Annotated in this window: 23 protein-coding genes; 7 read left to right on the forward strand and 16 right to left on the reverse strand. The window is 44.0% G+C overall.

The window, feature by feature from the left end:
• On the forward strand, positions 1–236 hold a 236-nt coding region (locus DWX84_RS21810), incomplete at its 5' end, for a hypothetical protein (RefSeq protein WP_233573916.1).
• A gap of 346 nt (positions 237–582) precedes the next feature.
• On the opposite strand, the gene DWX84_RS06095 is transcribed toward DWX84_RS21810, so the two are convergent.
• The 10 genes from DWX84_RS06095 to DWX84_RS06140 all read right to left on the reverse strand — a co-directional run bounded on the left by DWX84_RS06095 (position 583) and on the right by DWX84_RS06140 (position 11,144).
• Complete coding sequence (locus DWX84_RS06095; RefSeq protein WP_005857356.1) at positions 583–1,515, reverse strand: site-specific integrase; 933 nt, start codon at positions 1,513–1,515, stop codon at positions 583–585.
• Between the two features lie 107 nt (positions 1,516–1,622).
• Complete coding sequence (locus tag DWX84_RS06100; RefSeq protein ID WP_005862761.1) at positions 1,623–3,092, reverse strand: M56 family metallopeptidase; 1,470 nt, start codon at positions 3,090–3,092, stop codon at positions 1,623–1,625.
• Positions 3,093–3,100: 8 nt separating this feature from the next.
• A complete protein-coding gene (locus tag DWX84_RS06105; protein ID WP_005857360.1) occupies positions 3,101–3,466 on the reverse strand; it encodes a BlaI/MecI/CopY family transcriptional regulator in 366 nt (121 codons plus the stop codon).
• Between the two features lie 160 nt (positions 3,467–3,626).
• Positions 3,627–4,082 carry a hypothetical protein gene (locus tag DWX84_RS06110; RefSeq protein ID WP_005857362.1) on the reverse strand — a complete coding sequence of 152 codons (456 nt, stop codon included), beginning with the start codon at positions 4,080–4,082 and terminating at the stop codon, positions 3,627–3,629.
• 54 nt (positions 4,083–4,136) lie between these two features.
• Positions 4,137–5,957, reverse strand: coding sequence for a V-type ATP synthase subunit I (locus DWX84_RS06115; protein ID WP_005857364.1), 1,821 nt, complete (start codon positions 5,955–5,957; stop codon positions 4,137–4,139).
• Positions 5,954–6,577: a V-type ATP synthase subunit D gene (locus DWX84_RS06120; protein WP_005857366.1), complete on the reverse strand. Its 624-nt coding sequence runs from the start codon at positions 6,575–6,577 to the stop codon at positions 5,954–5,956. The genes DWX84_RS06115 and DWX84_RS06120 overlap by 4 nt, the downstream gene beginning before the upstream one ends.
• An 11-nt stretch (positions 6,578–6,588) precedes the next feature.
• Positions 6,589–7,905 (reverse strand): V-type ATP synthase subunit B, encoded by a 1,317-nt coding sequence (locus DWX84_RS06125; protein ID WP_005857368.1) that lies wholly within the window; start codon positions 7,903–7,905, stop codon positions 6,589–6,591.
• A 7-nt stretch (positions 7,906–7,912) separates the two neighbouring features.
• The gene (locus DWX84_RS06130) at positions 7,913–9,670 is read right to left on the reverse strand and encodes a V-type ATP synthase subunit A (RefSeq protein WP_008772320.1); all 1,758 of its coding nucleotides are present in this window, start codon (positions 9,668–9,670) and stop codon (positions 7,913–7,915) included.
• A gap of 3 nt (positions 9,671–9,673) precedes the next feature.
• Complete coding sequence (locus DWX84_RS06135) at positions 9,674–10,552, reverse strand: DUF2764 domain-containing protein (protein ID WP_005862767.1); 879 nt, start codon at positions 10,550–10,552, stop codon at positions 9,674–9,676.
• A 1-nt stretch (position 10,553) separates the two neighbouring features.
• Positions 10,554–11,144 (reverse strand): hypothetical protein, encoded by a 591-nt coding sequence (locus tag DWX84_RS06140; RefSeq protein ID WP_005857375.1) that lies wholly within the window; start codon positions 11,142–11,144, stop codon positions 10,554–10,556.
• 196 nt (positions 11,145–11,340) lie between these two features.
• On the opposite strand from DWX84_RS06140, the gene DWX84_RS06145 reads away from it, so the two are divergent.
• Positions 11,341–11,847, forward strand: a complete 507-nt coding sequence (locus DWX84_RS06145; protein ID WP_048928430.1) for a GNAT family N-acetyltransferase — start codon at positions 11,341–11,343, stop codon at positions 11,845–11,847.
• Between the two features lie 51 nt (positions 11,848–11,898).
• On the opposite strand, the gene DWX84_RS21610 is transcribed toward DWX84_RS06145, so the two are convergent.
• From DWX84_RS21610 to DWX84_RS06155, 3 genes are read right to left on the reverse strand one after another with little or no spacing between them, the layout of a single operon-like run.
• Complete coding sequence (locus DWX84_RS21610; RefSeq protein ID WP_005857379.1) at positions 11,899–12,051, reverse strand: hypothetical protein; 153 nt, start codon at positions 12,049–12,051, stop codon at positions 11,899–11,901.
• 33 nt (positions 12,052–12,084) lie between these two features.
• Positions 12,085–12,999 (reverse strand): DMT family transporter, encoded by a 915-nt coding sequence (locus DWX84_RS06150; RefSeq protein ID WP_005857381.1) that lies wholly within the window; start codon positions 12,997–12,999, stop codon positions 12,085–12,087.
• 32 nt (positions 13,000–13,031) lie between these two features.
• The gene (locus DWX84_RS06155) at positions 13,032–14,258 is read right to left on the reverse strand and encodes an MFS transporter (RefSeq protein WP_005857383.1); all 1,227 of its coding nucleotides are present in this window, start codon (positions 14,256–14,258) and stop codon (positions 13,032–13,034) included.
• Between the two features lie 222 nt (positions 14,259–14,480).
• Between DWX84_RS06155 and DWX84_RS06160 the strand changes: the two genes are divergently transcribed.
• Positions 14,481–15,920 (forward strand): glutamate decarboxylase, encoded by a 1,440-nt coding sequence (locus tag DWX84_RS06160; protein WP_022191960.1) that lies wholly within the window; start codon positions 14,481–14,483, stop codon positions 15,918–15,920.
• Positions 15,921–15,995: 75 nt separating this feature from the next.
• A complete protein-coding gene (gene glsA / locus DWX84_RS06165; RefSeq protein ID WP_005857387.1) occupies positions 15,996–16,961 on the forward strand; it encodes a glutaminase A in 966 nt (321 codons plus the stop codon).
• Positions 16,962–17,071: 110 nt separating this feature from the next.
• Here the strand turns inward: glsA and DWX84_RS06170 are convergent, their stop codons facing one another.
• Both DWX84_RS06170 and DWX84_RS06175 read right to left on the reverse strand, forming a co-directional pair.
• Positions 17,072–18,055: a lytic transglycosylase domain-containing protein gene (locus DWX84_RS06170; RefSeq protein ID WP_005857389.1), complete on the reverse strand. Its 984-nt coding sequence runs from the start codon at positions 18,053–18,055 to the stop codon at positions 17,072–17,074.
• Positions 18,030–19,373: a gliding motility-associated C-terminal domain-containing protein gene (locus tag DWX84_RS06175; RefSeq protein ID WP_005857391.1), complete on the reverse strand. Its 1,344-nt coding sequence runs from the start codon at positions 19,371–19,373 to the stop codon at positions 18,030–18,032. Before DWX84_RS06175 ends, DWX84_RS06170 begins: the two co-directional genes overlap by 26 nt.
• Before the next feature lie 104 nt (positions 19,374–19,477).
• On the opposite strand from DWX84_RS06175, the gene DWX84_RS06180 reads away from it, so the two are divergent.
• The 3 genes from DWX84_RS06180 to udk all read left to right on the forward strand — a co-directional run bounded on the left by DWX84_RS06180 (position 19,478) and on the right by udk (position 23,203).
• Positions 19,478–21,286: a LysM peptidoglycan-binding domain-containing protein gene (locus DWX84_RS06180; protein WP_121961373.1), complete on the forward strand. Its 1,809-nt coding sequence runs from the start codon at positions 19,478–19,480 to the stop codon at positions 21,284–21,286.
• Between the two features lie 8 nt (positions 21,287–21,294).
• The gene (locus DWX84_RS06185; protein WP_048928426.1) at positions 21,295–21,969 is read left to right on the forward strand and encodes a porin family protein; all 675 of its coding nucleotides are present in this window, start codon (positions 21,295–21,297) and stop codon (positions 21,967–21,969) included.
• A 604-nt stretch (positions 21,970–22,573) separates the two neighbouring features.
• A complete protein-coding gene (gene udk, locus DWX84_RS06190; protein ID WP_005857397.1) occupies positions 22,574–23,203 on the forward strand; it encodes a uridine kinase in 630 nt (209 codons plus the stop codon).
• On the opposite strand, the gene DWX84_RS06195 is transcribed toward udk, so the two are convergent.
• Positions 23,160–24,506: a cobyrinate a,c-diamide synthase gene (locus DWX84_RS06195; RefSeq protein WP_121961372.1), complete on the reverse strand. Its 1,347-nt coding sequence runs from the start codon at positions 24,504–24,506 to the stop codon at positions 23,160–23,162. The two genes, udk and DWX84_RS06195, sit on opposite strands and share 44 nt — an antisense overlap.
• Positions 24,507–24,597: the final 91 nt, after the last annotated feature.

Consider the following 24,597-nt stretch of genomic DNA (forward strand, 5'->3'; position numbering starts at 1 on the left):
TCACGTCGCTTCAGAACATGCGCCATGAACCTATCCGAGCACTTGCCTGTCAATATATCCATCTCTATGATTATCTTTTCCAGTGGTTATCCCGTGGCCCGAAAACAGACCCCACGGCAATTCAGAGCCCTACCAAGAATCATTTATATAATCTTGATAAACAGCGTTTTATATTTTCAAATATGGCATTACTGAAAATTACCATCTCTCGAAATCTTAGGCTACTTGGAGAGTAGCGTAAAAAGGTAGGAGAATGGTTATTACCCGGTTGTAGAGACGGGGCATGCCCCGTCTCCCACCGTCTGGGAGTAATTTTAAATACCATTTTGAAGGGATGAGACGGGGCACGCCCCATCTCTACAGGGATACACACAGGTTATGAGACATGGCGGAATGATACCGAAAACAAGGAGTCGTTTCGCCCGCATCACCGTGTCTATACGTCTAGGAAAAAATGGAAAAATCAAAGAATAGAGAGGGTCAAACACCAATAATGAACAAACAAGCGGATCTATTCGCTTGTTTTTAGCTATTTTTTATTACATTTGCGCCGTGAAAGAATACGCTACTCTCCAAGTAGCCTCACCCCGCTTGAGATTCATAATTATAGACACCGCCAAAGCAGGCGCTATTAACCTCCGTCATTTTCCCTAAAGAGAAACTCCTTAAATAAATTTGTGTTGTCTTGATAGATTTATGCCCCAATAGTTCGCTGATCATTTCAATCGGGACATTTTGTTCTTTTAATGTCATGGCAAAAGAATGGCGAATCGTATAAGAGGTGACATCCGAGGTAATTCCCGCAAATTCTTTCAACGCTTTTAAATTCCGGTTAAATCGAAATAGTGCCGCATTGTATTCGAGGTATTCCTCACGCCCCTCTCTGGTGCCACTCAGAAAGGGAAATAAATATCCGGAATCTCGCACTTTCTCTCCTGACAATTCCTTATACATTGTCTCGGCTGTCTCCAAGATCTCCAGTCTCATCGGTGTCCCGGTCTTCTGACGGTTGTAATCTAATATACCGTTTTTGATATTACCGGTCTTCAAGTGGGCAAAGTCAACGAAAGACATACCCCCAAACAGAAACATCAAGCAAAGCGCCAACTGTGTCTTTCTCTGCTTCCCATCCTCCACCGGGACTGTCATCAAACGGTGTAAATCCTCGATAGGCAAGGACTTCTTACGCTTACTTTCCACACCCGTAAAAATCCCCTTGAATAAAGTGGGAATAAATTCCGCCTTACCGTTCTCCACCGCTTTGTTATAGATACAACGCAAACGCCGCATATAAGTGGAAATCGTATTGCGCATACAGCCGTTCTCCAATAAATAAGCCTCGTACCGGCGAAGATTATCCTTATTAATAGCCGAGTAAGCTATACAGTCGGTTCCGCTATACCTTATAAAGGAGTTTAATGCGTCTTGATAACTCTTAGCCGAGGAATATCGCTTTTCTCGATTCAACTGGGCTATATACTCCCTCATACCTTCTACAAATCCTTTCTCATCCATATCCCTATTTTAAATACTGTTTTGTAAATGAATGAACAAATGTATTTAAAAAGAGATCCCCTTTACCCTATCTCACGAATGAGAATAGTAAAGGGGGAAGACTAAAGTTATTTCTTCAATTTTATCTCGATAACACCATTACGACCTTTCTCTCCAAATTTAGCGATCGCCTCGTTTCCTTTGTACACATTCATAGACGCAATATGATCGGGATTCAAATTGTCCATCCTCTCTTTAGATGATTCCACTCCATCGATGTAAACAATACCGGAGAAAGAGGATTTTACCTTTGATGCCTCCTTAACAGCCTTCTCATTGATATCTATGGCTTTCATGGCCTCCTCTATGGTTCGGTTGATCTCCGGTTGGATCTTCTCCATTTCGGCGGCAATAGTCTCATCTATCTTGGCTGCCTCTATCGCCGCTTGCACAGCCTTGTCGATCTCAACTTGGTGTTTCGCCATTTCCGCAGAAACGATCTCGTCGATATTCGCCGCTTTCACAGCCTCTTCGACCGCCTTGTCAATCTCCGGCTGGTATTTCTCCATCACGGCCGAGACCTTTTCCTGTATCGCTTGCATATCTTTTTCAGAAACGACCGAATCCCTCGCGAGGGTCTCAACCTCTACATTTCTTTTAGGCTCTTTTTTTTCCTGAACCGGAATAATTTCGCTAATTTTGACACTCGAAATCTTCTCCAATTCGTGAGAGATTTCCGGACGGGCAAAGGCTACCACCGTTAAGGCTGCCAACGGGAGTACATACAGATACTTCAACCGTGCCCATGGACTTGATTTTTGTTTTAACATCATAGCTATTCGCTTTTTAAGTGAACTGTGATTAAAGCTGTTGGCCATAGAAGTGAAGCGCTGTGCACCAACAGCTTTTTTGATTAATAATAATTGATATCTTTTTGCGTCGACGCCTTGATTTAATACGCTCTCGTCGGCCTCGTATTCATGGATATTTTGCAATTCCTGTCTCAACAACCAGACAGATGGGTTGAACCAATGGAACAGGATACAAATCTCGGAGATCAGCAGATCAATGGAATGACGGGCTTTTATATGCGCCATCTCATGCGTCATGATCTCTATCCCACTTTCCTCAAAATCCTTCCGGCTTATTACGATCGTTCGCATCCAACTGAACGGGACGACTGGTTGGTCCGTAAGAATCAGATGGATTCCGTCCACCAGCTTCGGTGTACCTTGTCTCATCAACCGAAACAAGGCATAAAATGAATATGCGAATTGACAAAGCGTTAATATCCCTCCAATTATATAGGCTATCACCATAACTCGTAACCATACAGGTTGGCTAGCGGATTCTGCCGACGTTCTCATGGAAACCGCCGCTAGCAAATTCTCCAAATCCATGACCGGACGCTGAATGGCCGTCGCTTCCTCCAAAGTAATCTCACAAAATGGGATGATAACCGAAAGCATGATCAAGCTTAATAAAGCGATCCGGTTGAAACGATGGAAGGTATCACGGCTCAACAATAGCTTATAAAACAGATAAAATATCGTCAAGCACACGGATGATTTAAGGATATATACAAAGAAGATTCCCATATTCGTTCTTATTTACGATTCCCTTGTTCTACATCATCTATTAGTTTTCGCAGATCATCCACAGAGATATCCTCTTCCTTGATCAGCGTAGAGACAACCCCCAGATAAGAATTATTGAAATACTTAGCGATCACATTTTTCAACGTACCGTTGCTATACTCCTTTTCTGTTAAGACCGCATAATATTGATAGCTATTCCCGAAATTTTTATGGGCGAGGAAACCTTTCTCCTCCAAGCCTCGGACAATCGTAGAAAGGGTATTGAAATGAGGTTTAGGCTCCTCGTAATATTCAAGTAGCTCCTTCACGAACAATGGGCCTTTCTGCCAGAACCAGCCCATGATTTCTTCTTCTTTCGCCGTAAGTCGTTTCATAACCTTATCTTGTTTGCGACAAAGTAACTAAAACTTTTAGTTGCCAAACTAATTCGTATAGTTAATAAACTAAAAGAGATAGTTTATTCATTGATCCAATCAAAAAAGCCGCCCCGGGAATGTCCGGGACGGCCTTTATTATATCCAGATGTTTGAATGATTAGGCGACAGGAATCGTTCCGCCAATCAAGATCACAACCAATAAGGCCAAGATAGCGTATAACTCAGGGAATACGGCCATTACCATCGTAGCACCGAATACGTTGTGTCCGGCACCAACACCAGCGATACCATTCGCACAAACTTGAGCTTGGCGGATTGAAGAGTAAAAACCAGCGAAACCTAACACTAAACCAGCGCCGAAAACAGCCGTAGCGGCCAACATGGAAATATCAGCGACCAAGAACTTCTGCATCATAAAGTAGCCCACGAATCCATACAAACCCTGTGAAGAAGGCAACGCACTTAAAGCGATGTACGTACCCAGAGCATCCGGATTTTTCTTCATCGCACCTACCACCGCATTACCTGCGATCGTAACACCATAACTACTGCCGATAAAAGTTAAACCTGTCATCAACGCAATACCTACATAAGCTAATAAAATTGGTTCCATAATAAAATGTGTTTTTAAATTATTCTTTTATTGTTTTATTTTCTCGTTTAATTGTTATGCTTTTCTGAATGGCTCATAAGCCTTACCTCCACCTTCGAACTCTGCGTTCTTGTAATATTCCACGAAGATCAAACGAAGCGGGTGTACCAAGGAGCTGATCGTACAAAGAGCGATATTGATGGAGTGACCCACTAACAAGATCAACAACATACAAATCGCACGTGCCACGATATTCATACCGTCTGTCATCGTAACCGCCAACGTATTAAATACGCCACCCAAGATGGAACCGGTCAGACCGATAGCGAACAAACGAATGTATGATAACGTATCACCCAGCAATCCGGAGGCCATATTGTACGTGTTCCAAAGTCCGGTACCAAAGTTCAAGAATACGTTCTTGCCCGGTGTATTGTACAGATAAGCGACAACCAGACCCAAGATGGCGATTCCGTAACATACCATAACGACAGCGTTCGGCAAGTGAACGTTTAACATCGGAAGTCCGAACGCCAATGCCAAGGATATGATCACGAACACCCAAGCGAACGGAGCGATACTGTGTTTCGTTCCTTTCTGTATCTTGATCTTGTAAGCAGCGACACATTTACCGAATATGATCTGTACCAAACCGATGACAATAGAGAATGTCATCAAGTTGTCGCTATTCACAAAGTAGTTCTTGATCTTTGACAAAGCCGGGATATCCGCCAAGGCCACTCCGAAGAAAGATCCCGTACAAGTACCCACCAATAAGGCGGCGAAACCTAAATACTGGAACAAGGTCAAATAAGGCTTGAAATCCGGGTTCACCTTCTTCTTCAAGATCGTACAAGCGATCATGACCAGCAAACCGTATCCGCCATCGCCGAAACAAAGTCCGAAGAACAGCATAAAGAACGGGGCGAACAACGGGGTCGGATCAAGTTCACCGTAATTAGGCAAGGAGAACATCTTCGTGATAGGCTCGTACAGCTTACTGAATTTATTATTCCGTAACTTGATAGGCACCTTATCCCCATCCTCGATCTCTAATTGCTGGAAGAAATAACCTTGCTTATCCAGCTCGTGCTCCAAGGCCGGAGCGTTTTCCGTCGGCACCCAACCTTCCAACAGCATGAGCTTATCACCCGCTTGCCGGTCTGTCTGCACTAACGCATTAGAAAGATTAAACTCGTCCTGCAGGTTCTTATCGAATTCCTCCAACGTCTTATAATCCTCCACGGCACGATGTTTTAGCTCATCCTCCACATTCTGGATATCCTTGGTACGTTGATCCAGACGGGCACGCAACTTCGCCAATCCTTGAACCGGCATCTTCGGACGTTCAGCGTCTATATCGATCAAGGTACCTTCCTTGGTAATCGTGATAAAATACGTCACCGATTGGAAGTTATTGATCAGAATGGCGTTATACAGCACGCCCCATTCCGGCTCGTACTTAGCGGTAGGACAGGTAAAGAACGTAACATCGTATCCCGCTCTTTTCAGACGGTTGATATTCTGATAACTGAACTCACCCCATATTTCCATATAAGCCAGATCCTTCTCGATCGATTGCTTGGAAGCGATCAATTGCGCTTTCTTATCTTGCAATTCCTCTATCTTACGCACCAACTTCAAGCCTTCCTCTTTCGTCAACTCACGGGCCGGGGCAAACTTAACGTCTTTCTCCGCCGCATGGAGGTTCTTAAAGTAACGCATCAGCGTATTGATCTGTTTACGCTCAGCCAGAAGCTCTTGCAACCTCTCGTTATCCATCACGGAGTTTGTCTCCTTGATATGGACGACACCTAAGTCACGAAGCGTAGAAAGGAACGTATCATACTCCTTATGGTACACCATAAAGGCATATTTACTCATCTTTACTATCATACCTCGGCCTCCTCTTTTTCTTCTTTTGCCTTACGTTTCTCCTGATTGGCTCTCATGATCTTCTGTGAGGACTTAGAAAGACTCTCCTCGTCTTCCATAAACCGTTTCACCTTACGGATCGCATCCTTATAACCCGGAATCTGTACCTTCTCAAACAGGTTCACCTTCTGAGTGGTCTTTTTCCTAGCATGCTCCAACAACTCCAGCTTCATGCCCGAGAACTCCGCCTCGATACCGGTACGAGCCAGCTTTTTCAGCAACTCGATACCATCCGTATACCATGCGGGGGCATTAAAGAGACTATAGTGTCCGATCTCGAACTTAATCTCGTCCAATAACGGGACGATCACGCCGGCGATCTTCTTCGTGGAGAGCGTAACGTCCTTCACGGAGATCAGCTCCGGATTGAACTCGTTCCACAAAGCCACCATATTCTCGTAACTCTGAATCTCTCGTTCTAGCTGAAGTTCCAATTTATTCACTTCGTCCTTGGTCCGCTTCACCTCGATACGCAGGGCGCTCTCCTTGCTCTTGATCGTAGGCAGGGAGCGTTCACGCATCTTCAGTTGCTTTTCCAATTGCTGAAGAGAGGTTTTATTATATTGAAACTTTATTGCCATGTTTATTTAATTTACTTCCAGTACTTATCAACCAATCCTTGTTTGATATTTACCTCCTCCGGGCTGAAATATCTAGCGAACAATCCCCAAGCTACGTCCAGCATCTCCGTCGTATCCAAGTTTACGTCGATAGCCAACAGCTTAGAAGAATAATCCTTGGCGAAAGACAAGGTACGGTTGTCGTAGTCGGTCAAGTCGAAACCGTTCTCCAGCTTGGTCTTAGCGTTGGCGGCATCGGCATACAAACGTACGGCGGCGTTCATTACCTGTGGATGATCCTCACGGGTCTTCTTTCCGGTTACCAGCTGTTTCAAACGAGACAAGCTTCGGAACGGATCGACGATTACCTTACCCACATCGCTATCACGACGCAAATACAACTGACCTTCCGTGATATAACCCGTATTATCAGGTACGGCATGCGTGATATCACCACCGGATAAGGTCGTTACGGCGATAATCGTGATGGAACCTCCCGCCGGGAATTGAACGGCTTTCTCGTAAATCTTCGCCAAATCCGAATACAAGGAACCCGGCATAGAGTCCTTAGACGGGATCTGGTCCATACGGTTTGATACGATCGCCAAGGCATCGGCGTAGTTGGTCATATCGGTAAGCAATACCAAGACCTTCTCGTTCTTCTCCACGGCGAAATACTCAGCGGCGCTCAACGCCATATCCGGGATCAAGATACGCTCTACGGACGGGTCCTCGGTCGTGTTGATAAAACTAACGATACGGTCTAGGGCACCGGCGTTACTAAATGTATTCTTAAAGAACAGGTAGTCGTCGTTCGTCATACCCATACCTCCCAAGATAATCTTATCGGACTTTGCACGCAAGGCTACCATCGCCATAACTTGGTTAAAAGGCTGGTCGGGGTCGGCGAAGAACGGGATCTTCTGACCGGTTACCAAGGTATTATTCAAGTCGATACCGGCGATACCCGTAGCGATTAATTCAGAGGGTTGTTTACGACGTACCGGGTTCACGGACGGACCACCGATCTCGACCTCACGTCCCTCGGGGATCGGACCGCCATCGATAGGCTCGCCATAAGCGTTGAAGAAACGTCCGGCTAACTGGTCACCTACTTTCAAGGAAGGGGCCTTCCCCATGAATACCACCTCGGCATTCGTACGGATACCTTCCGTTCCGGAGAATACCTGCAACGTCACCTCGTCGCCGATAATCTTTACCACCTGAGCCAGCTTTCCGTCTACAGAGGCCAACTCATCATACCCAACTCCCGTTGCTTTCAGCGAACAGGTAGCTTTTGTGATCTGGGTAATCTTCGTATATATTTTTTGAAATGCTTTTGTTGCCATAACTCTTTTAATTTTCGATTCTCTCCTTCAAAAGTTCATCCAGTTCCGTATTAAACTTCTTGAATTGGTCACTCTCATATTCCGAATAGTTCATCTGCTTAAAGATGTTGATCATCTTCTTAAAGTAGTCCATAACCTCAAGGAAGTTATCAAACTTAAACTCTGAACGGCAAACATTTACGACTCTATCCAGCATAAATTCCTGACGTTGCAACGGAGTAACCGCATCGATGGCATCGAAAGCATCCTGTTGCAAGATCACGAAGTCGATCAACTCGGACTTCCAGAATGTAACGTGATACTCGACAGGCACACCATCATCACCCAAGATATTGATTTGCTCGGAGATCTCCTTACCACGCAACATACGGGTCTTGATCTCGTTTACTTTCTCGATCCATTCCGGGGAGATATGTTTAGCGATGTATTCCTGAAACTCCGGATACTCGATATACTTGGAATAACTCTCGATCGGGTTTACGGCCGGATAACGTTTACGGTCGGCACGCTCCTGCTCCAAGGCATAGAAACAACGGGCCACCTTCTTCGTATTCTCGGTCACCGGCTCCTTCAAGTTACCACCGGCCGGCGATACCGTACCGATGAAAGTGACGGAACCTGTAGCGTTGTTTTTCAAATGGACGAATCCCGCACGAGCGTAGAAGTTCGCCACGATAGCGGACAAGTCCATCGGGAAGGCATCCGGTCCGGGCAACTCCTCCAAACGGTTGGACATCTCACGCAAAGCCTGTGCCCAGCGGGAAGTAGAGTCGGCCATCAACAGAACCTTCAAGCCCATGCTGCGATAATACTCGGCGATGGTCATCGCCGTATATACGGATGCCTCACGAGCGGCTACCGGCATGTTGGATGTATTGGCGATAATGATCGTACGTTCCATCAATTTACGTCCCGTATGCGGGTCTACCAATTCCGGAAACTCCGTAAAGACCTCCACTACTTCATTCGCACGCTCACCGCAGGCGGCGATAATCACGATATCCGCTTCCGCTTGTTTAGAGATAGCGTGCTGAAGCACCGTCTTGCCCGTACCGAACGGACCGGGGATAAATCCGGTACCACCCTCAACGATCGGGTTCACGGTATCGATCGTACGAACGCCCGTCTCCAGCAATTTGAATGGACGGGGCTTTTCCTTATAACAAGTGATGGCTTTCTTTACCGGCCATTTCTGGATCATCGTCACGTTTACGTCCGTGCCATTTTCGTCCGTAAGGACAGCCATCGTATCATTGATGGTATATTGTCCGGCTGGAACCACCGATTTCACAGTATAAGATCCCTCGAACTTAAAGGGGACCATAATCTTATGAGGTTGGAAATTCTCGTCCACCTCTCCCAGCCAATCACCGGCGCTCACGGTATCGCCCGCTTTAGCCAGAGGCTTGAAATCCCACTTCTTATCATTGTCCAACGCAAACGTATAATCGCCACGTTTCAAGAATACACCTTCCATCTTATCCAAGTCATTCTGCAAACCGTCATAGTTGCGGGACAACATACCCGGACCCAGCGTAACTTCCAACATATGCCCTTGGAATTCAGCCTCGTCACCGACACGCATACCACGTGTGCTCTCAAATACTTGTACAAAGGCATTCTTACCTATCACCTTGATTACTTCCGACATCAGCTTCACGCCTCCGACAGAAATGTAACAGATCTCATTCTGAGAAACCGGACCATCCACCTCTACGGTTACTAGGTTGGATACGATTCCTTTTACAATTCCTTTCGTAGCCATAATTTATTTTATATTGTTTCTTTTAAATTCTTCCAACGCATTCTCACTACCCATCTTCATGGCGCCTACCAATTCACGGAAAGTCTTCTCGCCTCTCGCCTTATCCAAGGTTACCCAGCGCTCTATCATCTCCAATTTCAATAAATAAGCGAATACACTCTCTATGTCGAACGTCTTGAAGAAGGTATTATCGTCCAGCCATTTCCATTTCAAAAGATCGATTTTCTTCTCACGAACGATCAGATCGGTCTCTTCGGCGATGCGTTGTAACTCGGGCAAATATTCCACGGAATCGCCCAAGCCGAAATCACGGGCGTTCGACGTACGGATATTTTCTGCTATCTCATTATGCCCCACGATATAATTGGCCTTATCAAATCCATATTTACGGCAAGTGATCGCAGTAAGAACATTGTTGATATTCAAGTTAAGCTCGAACCAATCGGCCACGAACTTATTCCCACATTTCATGGCATATTCATAATATAACGCAGCCAAGCGGTCTTCCCATGATATATATTCTTTCTCACTTTTGGTGTCCTTAGCCTCTTCGGCTAGATACAGTTTAAAAAAGTCCACGAAATAAGGCGGGAGATTATCATTTTTGGGAATTTTTTCCTCATCCTTCAACGCTTTATATAAAGTATTGAACTCATCATACGTTATTCTTCCTCTTTGATCCGGATCGGAGTCCGGTCTTTTAGCGTGAGCCAGCAGATTTATATTATCATATTTCAAATAAAATAAATCAATCAGCTTTTTATCCTTAGAAGATAGCATATCCTCTATTTCCGTCCGGAACTCACAGACCGAATAGGCTAGTTTACTATCATCCAACGCTATGTTAGGAAGTCCGGAGATTAAGTAGTAATACTTACTCATATCAGAACAGCATTTCTACTAATTGCGGACGCAAGAACTCTTTAAAGAACTCGATGAACTCGTCTTCGCCAAACGTCACTTTATAAGACCCATCCGCCGGGATAATAGAGAAAGACGCTTTCTTTCCGCTTACCTTCTCGATCTTATACCCTTTCTCTAGCAAGCCTTTGGCATTGGCCTCAAAATACGCCTTCAAGCCATCGGAATCAGAAGCTTGGATAGTCAAGAACTCATTAGCGGGCCAGCTTTTCACAAGCTCAAGGATCACTTTCTGCATATAGGCGGGATCCATCAACGCCGCTTTCACATTCGAACTAGCGATATCACCAGTGATAAGGTTTGTCACCTCGCTCTTTAATGCCTCGACAGACTGGGTGGCGAACAATTTCAATTCGGCTTCCGTATTCTTCTTCAACTCGGCAGCTTGTTTCTCAGCAGCCGCTACGATACGTTTCGCTTCCGCTTCCGCATCTTTAAGAATCGTATCCTTTTGAGCATTGGCCTCGGCGATTATACGCCCCGCTTCTTCGTTCCCCTTCTCTACACCTTCCTTGTAGATCTTGTCTGTTAGTTCCTGAATCTTTGTATCCATTTCCTATTATGTATTTGAATTGTATTTTTCAATAGTAAACGCCCACAAAGTTATTATTTTTCGCGGATTAACATCAAAATAAGTGTGAAATCAAGCTAAAAAATAACACTAGTCAAGTAAAATTCTATTTACATTCGTCTATATTGTATTTTTGTTCGTCTATTTGTATCTTTGTGAGTCAAAATACAAAATTAACATGTTTACGATTAGAAAAGCGACTATTGATGATCGTTCTCTTATTCATGATCTTGCCTCACGCATTTGGGAGAACACGTATGGAAAGATACTTTCTAAAGAGCAATTGGATTATATGTTCGATATGATGTACGCTCCGGATAACATTCTTAAACAAATGGAAGAGTTACATCATCAATATTTTATTATATTGGTGGACGATATGCCGGCAGGCTATTTATCCATAGAGAAAACAGGTGAAAACACGTACAATTTTCAAAAGATCTATTCCCTACCGGAAATGCATGGCACGGGAATCGGGCGTTTTATCATCGAACAAGGTATTAATTATTTGAAGGAGGTACATACCGGGCCTTTCACTATAGAATTATACGTAAACCGTTACAATCCCGCCATAGGCTTCTACAGACATATGGGATTACGGGAAATAGGCACACGGGACCATCATATAGGAAACGGCTATTTCATGAACGATTATATCATGAGCATGGAAGTGGAGAATAAATAGACAGTCATCCCCTATTCATATATTTATATATAGAATAGGGGATGATGATTGTCAACGGGTCTTCCCTCTTTTCGGATTACGAGGTTTCTCTAGGATTCGTACACTACTAACTTTTACAGAGTAAATAACAGCGATCCTATCATTCTTCGGATTCTCAATCGCAAGTTGAGAGTTCCAGATTTTCTTTTCTTGTTTTTTATCCATAACGCTACAATTTAATAGTTCATATTTAATAAGTCAAACCTTGACTGTCTTTTTCTCTTTTCCTTCCGCTATCTCAACCAGATAAACCCCGGCGCAAATACAGATAATGGCGAACGTCTGTGTCCAACTGAAACGGTCTTGCCCGATCAATAGGGATGTAATCGTTGCCACGATCAAGATCAGATAGCCATAAATAGCCACCAACGTAGTTTTCAAATACTTCAATCCGATAGGAATCAACAGATAACTAATTACCGTAGGGAAAATAAGCACAAACATCAATACGGCAAAAGGCCACCAATGAAATGGCTCCGAGAATAAAGGAGCATGAAAGCCCTCTATCGGCAAAATCAATAGACTGGAAAAAGCGGCGCCCGTGAATGTATATCGAAGCATCGTCATCGTCCCTACTTTTTGTAAGATCCGCTGGCTTAATACCAGATACACGGCATAAAACACGGAGCTAGCCAGACATAGCATATTTCCATTAAAAGCGTCCGCCGCTAAATCGTCGCTTTGCTGGGTCAAGATGCAAACCAAGGCCCCAGATAAACCAATCAAGATACCGAGTATTTTCATCCAAGTAGCCTTTTCCTTATAAAAGAATACCATAATCAAAAATACCCAGATCGGTTGCAAGCTCGTGAAAATAGAACTCGAGACCGGCGTTGTCTTGCTAAGCCCCACTAAATAAAGAAACATAAAACCATAGATACCGATAGCGCCTAGTAAGAATAGCCACACCTTATCTTTCGTCGTAGAAACCTCCGGTTTCATAAACCAGCCGATCACCCAAAACGCCACGGCCGCAAACACGCATCGGAAAGAAGCGCCCGTCAACGGGCTCATCCATAAGGGAAGCAAGTATTTCAAGGCGTTCATATTCAATCCACTGAAAGTTTTTGAGACCACCATGCTAATATTAGCTTCTGTTTTCTTATTTTTCACTGTCTATCATTTTTTAGTTTTATATTCGTAAATCAAATTTTATCGTTGAAAAGGAACGAGTCTCGTTTTACATAAGCCCAGATCGTAGCGACCAGCGCAATACAGAGGTTAAAAATAAACGCGAATTGCTGGCTCTTGACATGGAGTATAGACTGGAAGAAATCGATAATAAACGGACAAAGTAATATCGCCAAATAATTCATCGCCATCACGAAAGCTAATGCCAATGTAACTTTCTCAGGAATGGCCGTACGAGTCGTTTTATCATAAGCGATTGGCTGGATAACACCATATCCAAAACCGATAAAAATACATCCCAATCCAATTAGCCATTCCGTACGAGATATCAAAATCAAGGCCATCCCTAAAGCGATCGCCAATAGACTGACAAATTTTGTCTTTTGCTTAAATAAATCAACGATCTGATTCAAGATAAAACCGGGAGCCATAATAGCCAAGAAAAACAATGAAATCATTAATCCGGAATTACCGCTTGTAAACTTATATTCCTTCATTAAAAACGGTAAGTTAAAGCTGACTATAATCACTAAATACGTAGCCAATCCATAAAAACACATGATTTGTACCAGATGCTTTATATCCACACCATATTTACCCGGAACCGTGACGGGATCTGCCGCAACAGGGGCTTTCACTTCTGATTTCGATACGATCGCCGGCTCATTCTCCATACTCCTTTTCAAGTATACGGAAAGTACGATGGAAATCAAGGGCAATAGATAAACGGCAAACGGTAAATGCCAATTCACCTCCGCCAGATATCCCGTTAAGATCGTGGCTAATACCAACGTTACATTTGTAATAGCAGAACTTAAACCAAATTGCTTCGTCCGGTATTTCCCGATAAAGAAACGAGAAATCAAACCGGTCGATAAGGGTACGATCAAGCCAGATCCGATTCCCATTAAGGCGCTCACCGCTATCAACTGCCACATCTTATTAGAGAGTAAGTATAGAATACCACTTAGGGCAAAGATCACTAAGCCTAATTGCAATAGACGTATCTCATTTACTTTCTCCGTTAATTTACCCGACAATATAATAAATGGAATTATCAATAACGATGGCAAAGAGGAAAGCATCTGAATATCCAGTTCCGTAGAATGAGGAAAAATAACGGAAAGTTTCCCTAATATCGGAGAAACCGCTAAACCCGGTAATGCATTTAAAGCGGAGATAGACCATATCCCTACCAGAGTTATAAGGGGAATTGTGCCCCGGCCTGTCTGTATTCTCATAAAGATTTAGTTTTACGTTTTTATCTAATCAAAACAAACATTTTATGTGAAAGTTCATTATTTTCGCTCTTTCCAAGAGGACTGGACTTGTATCGCTAATAAACCCCAAATAATGTAAATCCAAAAAACATTCCAATCCATAATCTGTTTTGGCATAAACGCTCAGTGGAAGCAGTATTCCATTGACTCAAATCATTTTATTAACAAAAAAACTAAAGAAAAATGAAAGACTCAAATTTCAGAAATGGCGATGCCAAAACAGCGATTTTTGGCTCAGAAGTGATGTTGACACCCTCTCCAGTAGATAAGATTCCTGATGGCCCTACAACCCCGGAGATCGCTTATCAAATGGTTAAAGACGAGACTTTCGCACAAACACAGCCTCGCTTGAACCTAGCTACATTCGTTACTACGTATATGGACGAGTACGCGACAAAATTGATGAACGAAGCTATCAACATCAACTATATTGACGAAACAGAGTATCCGAGAATCGCTGTTATGAACGCCAAATGTATTAATATCATGGCGAGTCTTTGGAATTCTCCCGAGCAAGAAAAATGGAAAACCGGAGCCTTGGCTATCGGTTCTTCAGAGGCTTGTATGCTAGGTGGTGTAGCCGCTTGGTTACGTTGGCGCAAAAAGAGACAAGCACAAGGTAAACCAACTGACAAGCCTAATTTCGTGATCTCTACTGGCTTCCAAGTCGTATGGGAGAAATTCGCCCAGCTATGGCAAATCGAAATGCGTGAAGTTCCCTTGACTTTAGACAAGACGACACTTGATCCGGAAGAAGCGCTTAAGATGTGTGACGAGAACACGATTTGTATCGTTCCTATCCAAGGTGTAACATGGACAGGACTGAACGATGACGTAGAAGCCTTGGACAAAGCGCTCGACGCATACAATGCCAAGACCGGTTATGATATACCTATCCACGTAGATGCCGCCAGCGGTGGTTTTATCCTTCCGTTCTTAAGCCCGGAGACAAAATGGGACTTCCGTTTGAAATGGGTTCTTTCTATCAGCACATCCGGACATAAATTCGGATTGGTTTACCCGGGATTGGGTTGGGTTGTTTGGAAAGACAAGAAATATTTGCCGGAAGAAATGGCATTCAGCGTAAACTATCTTGGAGCGAATATCACTCAGGTTGGTTTGAACTTCTCTCGTCCTGCCGCACAAATCCTCGGACAATACTATCAGTTTATCCGTCTCGGATTCGAGGGCTACAAACAAATCCAATATAACAGTATGGAAATCACGAAATACATCCACCAAGAAATCGGTAAGATGGCCCCATTCGTTAATTACAGCAACGAGGTTGTGAATCCATTGTTTATTTGGTACATGAAACCGGATTACGCTAAGAACGCCAAATGGACACTTTACGATTTGCAAGATAAATTGCAACAAAGCGGTTGGATGGTTCCAGCGTATACACTACCGAAGAAGCTGGATAACTACGTGGTTATGCGTGTCGTAGTTCGTCAAGGTTTCAGCCGTGATATGGCCGATATGTTATTAGGTGATATCAAGAACGCTGTAGCTGCATTGGAGAAACTTGAATATCCGACTCCTACTCGCATCGCTCAAGACAAGAACGTTCCGGTTAAGGGTAAGGTATTTACTCACACCGCAATGAGCAACGCTAAGAAATAAAAACAAAATTCATCAAGGCGTGCATGAAAGGACTATCAGTGTTTTCATACACGCCTTCTTTAATCCAATTCATATATGGACAAAAAAATAACGATCGCCCAAATAAAGGAAGTAGCTCAACAGGCTTACGATCTTTACAAGACAAATACGGATGGTAAGAATGCCGATTACATTCCTTATCTGGCGAATATCAATAAAAATCTATTCGGAATCAGTATTTGTCTTTTAAACGGACAAACCATCGAGGTGGGAGATTCCGAATATCGTTTCGGTATTGAATCCGTATCGAAAGTACACACCGCTATCTTGGTACTGCGCCAATACGGAGCGAAAGAATTATTGGAGAAGATTGGTGCCGACGCTACCGGATTGCCATTTAACTCCATCATCGCTATCTTATTGGAAAACGACCATCCTTCTACCCCATTGGTAAATGCCGGCGCTATCACGGCTTGTAGTATGGTGAAGCCTGTCGGTGATTCCAAACAGAAGTGGGATGCTATCGTAGCCAATATCACGGATTTGTGCGGAAGCGCACCGCAGTTGATCGACGAACTCTATAAATCCGAGTCCGCAACGAACTTCAATAACCGCTCCATCGCTTGGTTGCTAAAGAATTACAATCGCATTTATGACGATCCGGATATGTCTTTGGATCTGTATACCCGTCAATGTTCTTTGGGTATCACGGCTAAGCAACTATCTGTCGCTGCCGCTACGGTCGCAAATTTAGGTCTTAATCCTGTGACAAAGAAACAAGTATTCGATGCAGAGTTATCTCCGAAGATCACTTCCATGATCTCTACCGTAGGTTTTTATGAACACACCGGTGATTGGTTGTACACTTCCGGTATTCCCGCAAAAACTGGCGTAGGCGGTGGCGTCATGGGTGTACTTCCCGGACAATTCGGTATTTCCGCATTCGCTCCTCCTATTGACCAAGCTGGTAACTCTGTAAAGGCACAGCTTGCTATTAAGTATGTAATGAATAAACTCGGATTGAACGTGTTCAACGGGCACCGTGTGACGATCGTTGACTAATAGACTGAATCAGTTTAAACGAGAAATAGTATAGAAAAAGTGTTTCATTACGATGGGCAGTTATACCATCTAAATGAAACACTTTATTTTTTGTATCAATAAAAATCGGATCAATTCTCCGACACGACCCAAGCCGAATCGTATACTTCCGTATTCGGGGTCTTATAATACATATCCTTTTCTTGAGGAATGCTTAATTTATAGGTCTTCCCACCTGTCACCAACTTCCGATCACGGAGCCAAGGATTAAAACGTTTCAAGTCCGCATAAGTGATCCCATGCTCTTTAGCGAAAGCCGACAGATTCTGTATATCTTGGCTTACAGCCACGTCTACGGTAGGGATCGGCTTATACAGGTCACGGGCACGAAGCACAAAACCGTATTTCGACGGATTCTCGAAAATTTGCTTGATCGCCATGATTCGATAAATATAACGGGTAGTCTCCTCCACCAGCCAGAGATCAAAGGAGGAATCCGCATCTTGTTTGACCAGCTCACCGGATATACGTCCCATGCCGCCATTATAAGAAGCGGCTACCGCCGCCCAATCTCCATATTTCTTATAGGCGGCTTTCAAATAGCGGCAAGCGGCCCCAGTAGCTTTCTCCACATGGCAACGCTCGTCGACCGTCGGGGTGATTGTCAAACCATACTCCCTTGCCGTGCCCTCCAGTAATTGCCACATCCCGACAGCACGAGCCGGAGAGGATACACGGGGGTCCAAATGGCTTTCTATCACCGCTAGATATTTGAAATCATCGGGAATGCCGTTCGCCTTCAAGATCGGCTCGATCACCGGGAAATAACGGTTCGCCCGCTTGATCAGAAGCATCGTCGTAGAATGGAAATAAGTAAAGCTACTCAATTCACGGTCATAGGCTTCCCGCATATCATAGCGGGTAATATCGATTAGTTTCCCACAAAAAGGAACCGAGGACGGAACATCCGGAGACAGGGTCATGGACGAGACAACCGGACGGCTCTCTATCACTTTTTCCACGTCATTCGAACTCATCGAGATACATGCGGTCAAGCAAACGACGCCTCCACATAAAAAACTAGCTAAATTATTCTTGGATATTCTCATTTTCATCTTGAATTGTTTTAGGTCTAAGAATGTTTATATCGCCTTTTTCCTTGTACTTAATGCCATCGGAACCTTCGGCTTCTATCACATAAAAATACACACCCGGCTGAACGTATTTACCGCCCTTCTTTCCATCCCATCCTTGGGCCGGATCTGTCCAGTAATACATCTGTAGGCCCCAGCGATTAAATATCCATGCCTTAAATTTCACCAACGACTTATAGGCAACCCGGAACTCATCATTAATTCCGGGCGTGGTACCCGGGGAGAATGCGTTCGGTATCATCAGATAAGACTCCGAGATATCAATCTGAACCTCATCTTCCGTGCTGCAAGTAGTGCTTTGGTCGCTTACTTCCAACTTGATGATAAAAGTCCCGGATTGGTTGAACGTATAATCCACCTCCTCACCCGTAAAACGAACAACCGGATTATCTTCTTCCCCTTGCCGATAGATTTTCCAATTAAACAGGGCGGCTGTCGGCGTATTCGCGATAGCCGAAAATTGAACAGTGGCGGGAGCGCAATAACCGCTCTTCGTCGTATTCATATTCGGGGCCTCTTGCTCAATCAGCAACGTGTCTATATGAGCATCTACCGCAGCGGCCTGATATTCATCGATACAAAGCGTAACCTCCTTTCCAAAATGACGAGCGAAATAATCGCCTTTCACACAGATCTCCGTATCACACCAAGGAGCGGGAATGGATTTACCGAACAAATTGCCCTCGATGACCGCCGTCTCTTGTTTAGAGGTATATTCTTTTTTATCCGAATTATATTCCAATGTATTATAAATAACATCAAATTGGCGAGACAGTTCACGTCTTGTTCCCGTATTCGGCCAATAATAATAAATAGGTTGGATCGTACCTGTCCCAGCCAAGACCAATCCGCTACATGGATCGCTATTATCGGAGACATGCAGGTTGGATATGTTTAAGGTGTATTTGCTGTAATCAACGATCCAGACGTAACGAGATACGGCTCCTTCCTCGACAAAATAGCCATATCCCTCCTCTACATTCCGAATGGTGGAAGTAGTTCCATTTTGGGTGGAGGCCACCTTCTCGGCCTCCAATCGCTTGGTTTTATAACGATACCATTGATGCGAAGAAGAAGATGATGAGGTATAACTAATCGTCACGTTATCCATTCCATACACCAAGTAGACCTCAAGTCGCTCGGCGGAATCGCCGGAACTCTGCGTGGCTTTCATCGGGCTACCACTTCCTCCCGTCACCACATACTGGGCACACGAGACAGCCGCTACAAACACAAAACTTAGCGATAACAGTATCTTTCTTAATTCCTTCTTTAGCATATATAGTCTAAAAATTACGGTTCCAAAATTAGGGAAATAAAAGGACATACGTAGCATGATAAGCAAAATTCACTATCTTTGTCACAAAATACTCCGAACAGCAAATGAACAAGATTAGTATATACGCATTGACGTTCTTTTTAAGTTTATCGAGCGTAACCGTTTATTCCCAAAAGAATAATAAGCAAGTTATTTTTACTAACGAACAAGGGAGCGATATATTTTATCATACCATCGAACGCGGACAAACCGTATACGCCATAGCGACCATGTATGGCGTAAGCGTAGAGGATATTTATCGGTTGAATCCGGAAAGTAAAGAAGGGATCAAGGCCGGTTCTACGTTAAGAATCCCGCAGAAGGACTCCGCTATCGCACCTTCCGGCAAAGCAGATAACTATACATACCATACGATCCAGCCGAAAGAGACCTTGTACTCTTTATCCATTAAATATTCAGTGCCCGCCACGGATATTATCGCCGCCAATCCGGGTCTCTCCACATCGACCTTTACGATTGGCAAGAATATCCGGATCCCGCCGACACGACTGGAAACCTTGCCTACTACGGAAAAAAAGACCGTACAGAAGGAAATGGAATATACCATACAGAAAAAAGAGACCATGTACCGTATCTGCCGGAAGTTCGATATTTCCAGCGCGGAGCTTTTAAGACTCAACCCCGAGCTGAAAAACGGAGTAAAAGCGGGCATGGTTATCAAGATACCGGTAGCCAGTGAAGAAGTGATCACCCAAAACATAAGACAGCCGGAAGAGCGTGAGGTGAACGCCCTCCTCTCTACTCCTAAAGATATAAAGAAGGTGAACCGTATCCAAGTCGCCTTATTGTTGCCGTTCATGACGAACGAGACAACGCAATCATCCGCGACCTCCCGTTTCGTGGAATATTACGAGGGATTGCTATTGGCGGTCGACAGCTTGCGAAATATGGGAACCTCTATCGAGCTATCGGTATATGATACTGGAAACGGTACGAAGAAAGTCAAGGAGATATTGAAAGAAGATGCGTTATCAAACGCTAATTTGATCATTGGCGCCGTACAGAACGACCAAATCGGATTGATCGCTGATTTTGCCCAAAAGCATAATATCAAATACGTGATCCCTTTCACCTCCAAGAATGATGATGTCTTGTCAAACGCGAATGTTTATCAAGTAAACACACCTCATTCCTATTTATACTCCAAGGCGGCACAAGCCGGATGCGATTTATTCTCGGATTACAATATCATACTTGTCAATATAAAGGATAAAGAAGAAAAGCCGGAATTTATCAAAGCCTTCAAGACGGAGATGCAGCAACGCGATATCCCGTTCAAGGAAGTAACTTATAAAGGGGATACTTTCGCCACGGATATAGAGGCAGCCATGGTAAGGGACAAGCGGAATGTGGTATTGCCAACCTCCGCCTCCTTAGATGCGGTGAATAAGATCAAGGCACCGCTCCGTATGCTTTCCGAGTTAAAAGAGGAGGAGAAAGAGCCTTATATGGTCAACCTATTCGGTTATCCGGAATGGCAGACCTATACAAGAGAGTGTCTGGAGGACTTCTACGCATTGAACACCTATATCTATAGTAATTTCTATGCGGACAACTTATCTCCGGAAGTCCATAGCTTTTATTCCGATTATAAAAACTGGTATAGCAAGAATTTAATCAACACATTCCCGAAATATGGAATCCTAGGCTTTGACACGGGTATGTATTTCCTAGGCGCCATCAATAAATATGGCTCGAACTTCGAGAATAATTTAGACAAGATCCATTATAAGAGCATCCAGACCGGATTCGATTTCCATAGAGTGAATAATTGGGGCGGTTTTATCAATACGAACTTGTTTATTGTACATTACAAGAATGATTATACGGTAACCCGCAGTGAGGTAAGATAATTGATATGATGACGAAAAAGATATTTGTAGCGATATTTCTGTGCATGGCAAGCTTATCGATTTGCTATGCGCAGAAAAGTACTTTTAAGCAAGAGCTTGCGGTTGGAGCGTCCTTCGGATTAAATTTCTCTAGCGTAAGTTTTGCCCCAAAAGTCCCTACGAAGATGAAACTTGGGTTTAACGGGGGAGCGACGATACGTTGGAATACGGAACCCAATTTAGGCATACAGGCGGAATTGAACTTTACCCAACATGGATGGGAAGAGAAGTTTGAGGAGAAACCTCAATATAAATATAGCCGTACGGTAAACTATATGGAGCTTCCGTTCTTGACTCACATCCATTTCGGAAGCAAGCGAGTGCGTGTATTCGTCAATCTAGGGCCTAAAATCGGTTATGCGCTGAGCGAAAGCACGGAGTCGAACCTTAATGGCGAGAACCCGAACGCGAACCGTCCGGACGAACAACATACAATGGAAGTCCAAAAGAAGTTCGATTGGGGGCTTTGCGGCGGACCGGGAATCGAGCTCCGCACCGGAATAGGCTCTTTCCTGTTGGAAGGTCGTTATTACTATGCACTGGGCGATATGTTCAATAGCCGTAAAGGAGACACTTTCTCTAAATCTTCCAGCCAAATAATATCCGCGAAACTAACCTATCTGATTCCCATCTTTAGTAAATAAAGGGGATGGACTCGTGATATCGTAACAATCAATTGAAGATCTGTGCCGCAAGTAATCCCACTCACGGGATAAGAACGGTGGATAATATAGCCAAGCACCGGACGATCTGATCTTTTCACGAATGTGAAGAGATCTTTTCACGCTCGTGATACGATCGTTTCACCCTTGTGAAAAGATCATTTCACATCCGTGAAAAGATCTTTGGATACAGGCGTACAAGCTACTTCCGATAATACCTTTATCCAACAGGAAGGTTCTACAGTAATAAATCATGAATACAATGGGGAACGCATCTAACTATCATTATTGTTGAGGTGACCTACTATAAAAGAAAAGGCCATCCGTCACGGACAGCCAATCTCATTGTTAACCTTAAATCTAATACCATGAAAAACACAGTGCAAATATAGAGACTTTATGTTATGCAGCATAATTTTCCAACAAGAAAAGCCTACTCATTAACTTTATTTAAGATAAACATGCTATACAACATAGAATTCAGCTCTTTTTATCTCGTTTTTTCTATTAACAGCGAAATACTACCACTATAAATATTTCTTACCTTTGCATTTATAAACATAAATATGGATTAATATAAGAAATCATGCTAATTATAGGTATAGCGGGCGGGACTGGTTCCGGGAAAACTACAGTGGTAAAAAAGATCATAGAAAGTTTACCTCCCGGTGAGGTCGTATTACTCCCTCAAGATTCTTATTACAAAGATAACAGCCATGTGCCGGTAGAGAAACGTCAATATATTAATTTCGACCATCCCGACGCATTTGATTGGCCGCTCCTCTCAGAGCAAGTCACCTTGCTGAAAGAGGGGAAATGCATCGAGCAGCCGACTTATTCTTATCTTACCTGCTGCCGATTGCCCGAGACCATTCATATCGAGCCTCGTGATGTTGTCATCATCGAAGGGATCCTCGCTTTATGCGACCCTCAATTACGAGACTTGATGGACTTGAAAGTATTTGTCGATACAGATTCGGACGAACGTCTTATCCGTGTGATCCAACGGGATATGATCGAGAGAGGACGCACGGCGGAAGCGGTAATGGAACGCTATACCCGGGTACTAAAGCCTATGCACCTGCAATTTATAGAGCCTAGCAAACGATATGCCGACCTAATTATACCCGAAGGAGGAAGCAACCAGATCGCCATCAATATATTGAAAATGTTTATCGAGAACAATCTGGGGCTTCCCCATACAGAAAATCAATAAACCAATCGTTCCGACAGGGATCTCCCCAATATAAATGCGTGTACCCCGCCAATACGTTCTTGTAGCGATATAGCGGGGTATCCGTTTGACCTCCTTTCGCCGTAAAGGCTTTCGCTACCGAAGGCAGCGGGCTTTCCATAGGCACGATCCGGGAATAATGGAACTCATGCCCTCGTAGGACATCATTCTTATAGCATAAAGTCCGATACCCTAAACGTAACTTCATGTTCTCCATCGTGGTGGATTGCGGTAATACACCGGCCATTGGATAGGCAATCCCATCCGTACCGATAATCTCTTTACAGAGATACATCATCCCCCCACATTCCGCCAGCAACTTGCCCCCCACTTCCACAAAGGAATGAATCGATTCACGCATCCCGGAATTCATGCTCAACTCCGATAAATATAACTCGGGATATCCACCCGGCAAATAGACAAAATCGGCCTCCGGTAAACAATCATCCCTCAATGGACTGAAATAGGTAATCTTGCCTAGAGTAGATAAGAAATGTATATTTTCCTCATATGAGAAATTAAAAGCGGGATCACGGGCGATGGCTATATTTAAGTTTGCCTTTGAAACAGTCCTCATGACTTCCTTAACCCGAGGAACTGGCTGTCGCTCTGGCAAAGCCGTGATTGCCAACAGGCGGTCTATATCCACATGCTCCTCCACCAAGCAAGCAACCCGGTCCGCAAACTCCTCAAAGCAAAAATCCTCATCCAACGACAACCCCAAATGCCGGCTCGGGATCTCTACATCCGCACACTTCGGTAGATAGCCTAACGCTTCCACACCCGCATCCTCACACGCTTGTCTCAAGAAAGAATAATGACTCTCCGACGCCACGAAATTAAATACCGCCCCCACGACATTCAGATCTTTCCGAAAATTCCGGAAGCCATAAAGCAAGGGAGCTACCGAATAAGCCGTACTTTTAGCGTTCACCACCAATACGATCGGTATCCGCAATAAACCGGAGATCTCCGCACTACTCCCTCGCATGGCATCGTAGCCATCGAACAGCCCCATCACCCCTTCGGTCACGGCTACATCCGCATTCGAGGTATACCGGGCATATAAATCCTTGATATGCCCTTCCGACATCATGAAACCATCCAAATTCACGGAAGCGCAACCAGCCGCCATTTTATGATGACGAGTATCTATATAATCCGGCCCACACTTAAAAGGCTGCACCCGTAAAGAACGATTTCTCAAGGCACGAAGCAATCCTAAGGTAAAAGTAGTCTTCCCGCTTCCCGACGAAGCGGCACCTATTAGCAAATGAGATCTCATGTATTCTGTTTCTAATATATCTGGGAAACAAAGATATGAAACCAACTCGTAAATGTAACATAGAAATAACATAAATTCTTGTTATACTATA

Source organism: Parabacteroides sp. AF21-43, assembly GCF_003635435.1.
GTDB lineage: Bacteria > Bacteroidota > Bacteroidia > Bacteroidales > Tannerellaceae > Parabacteroides > Parabacteroides distasonis.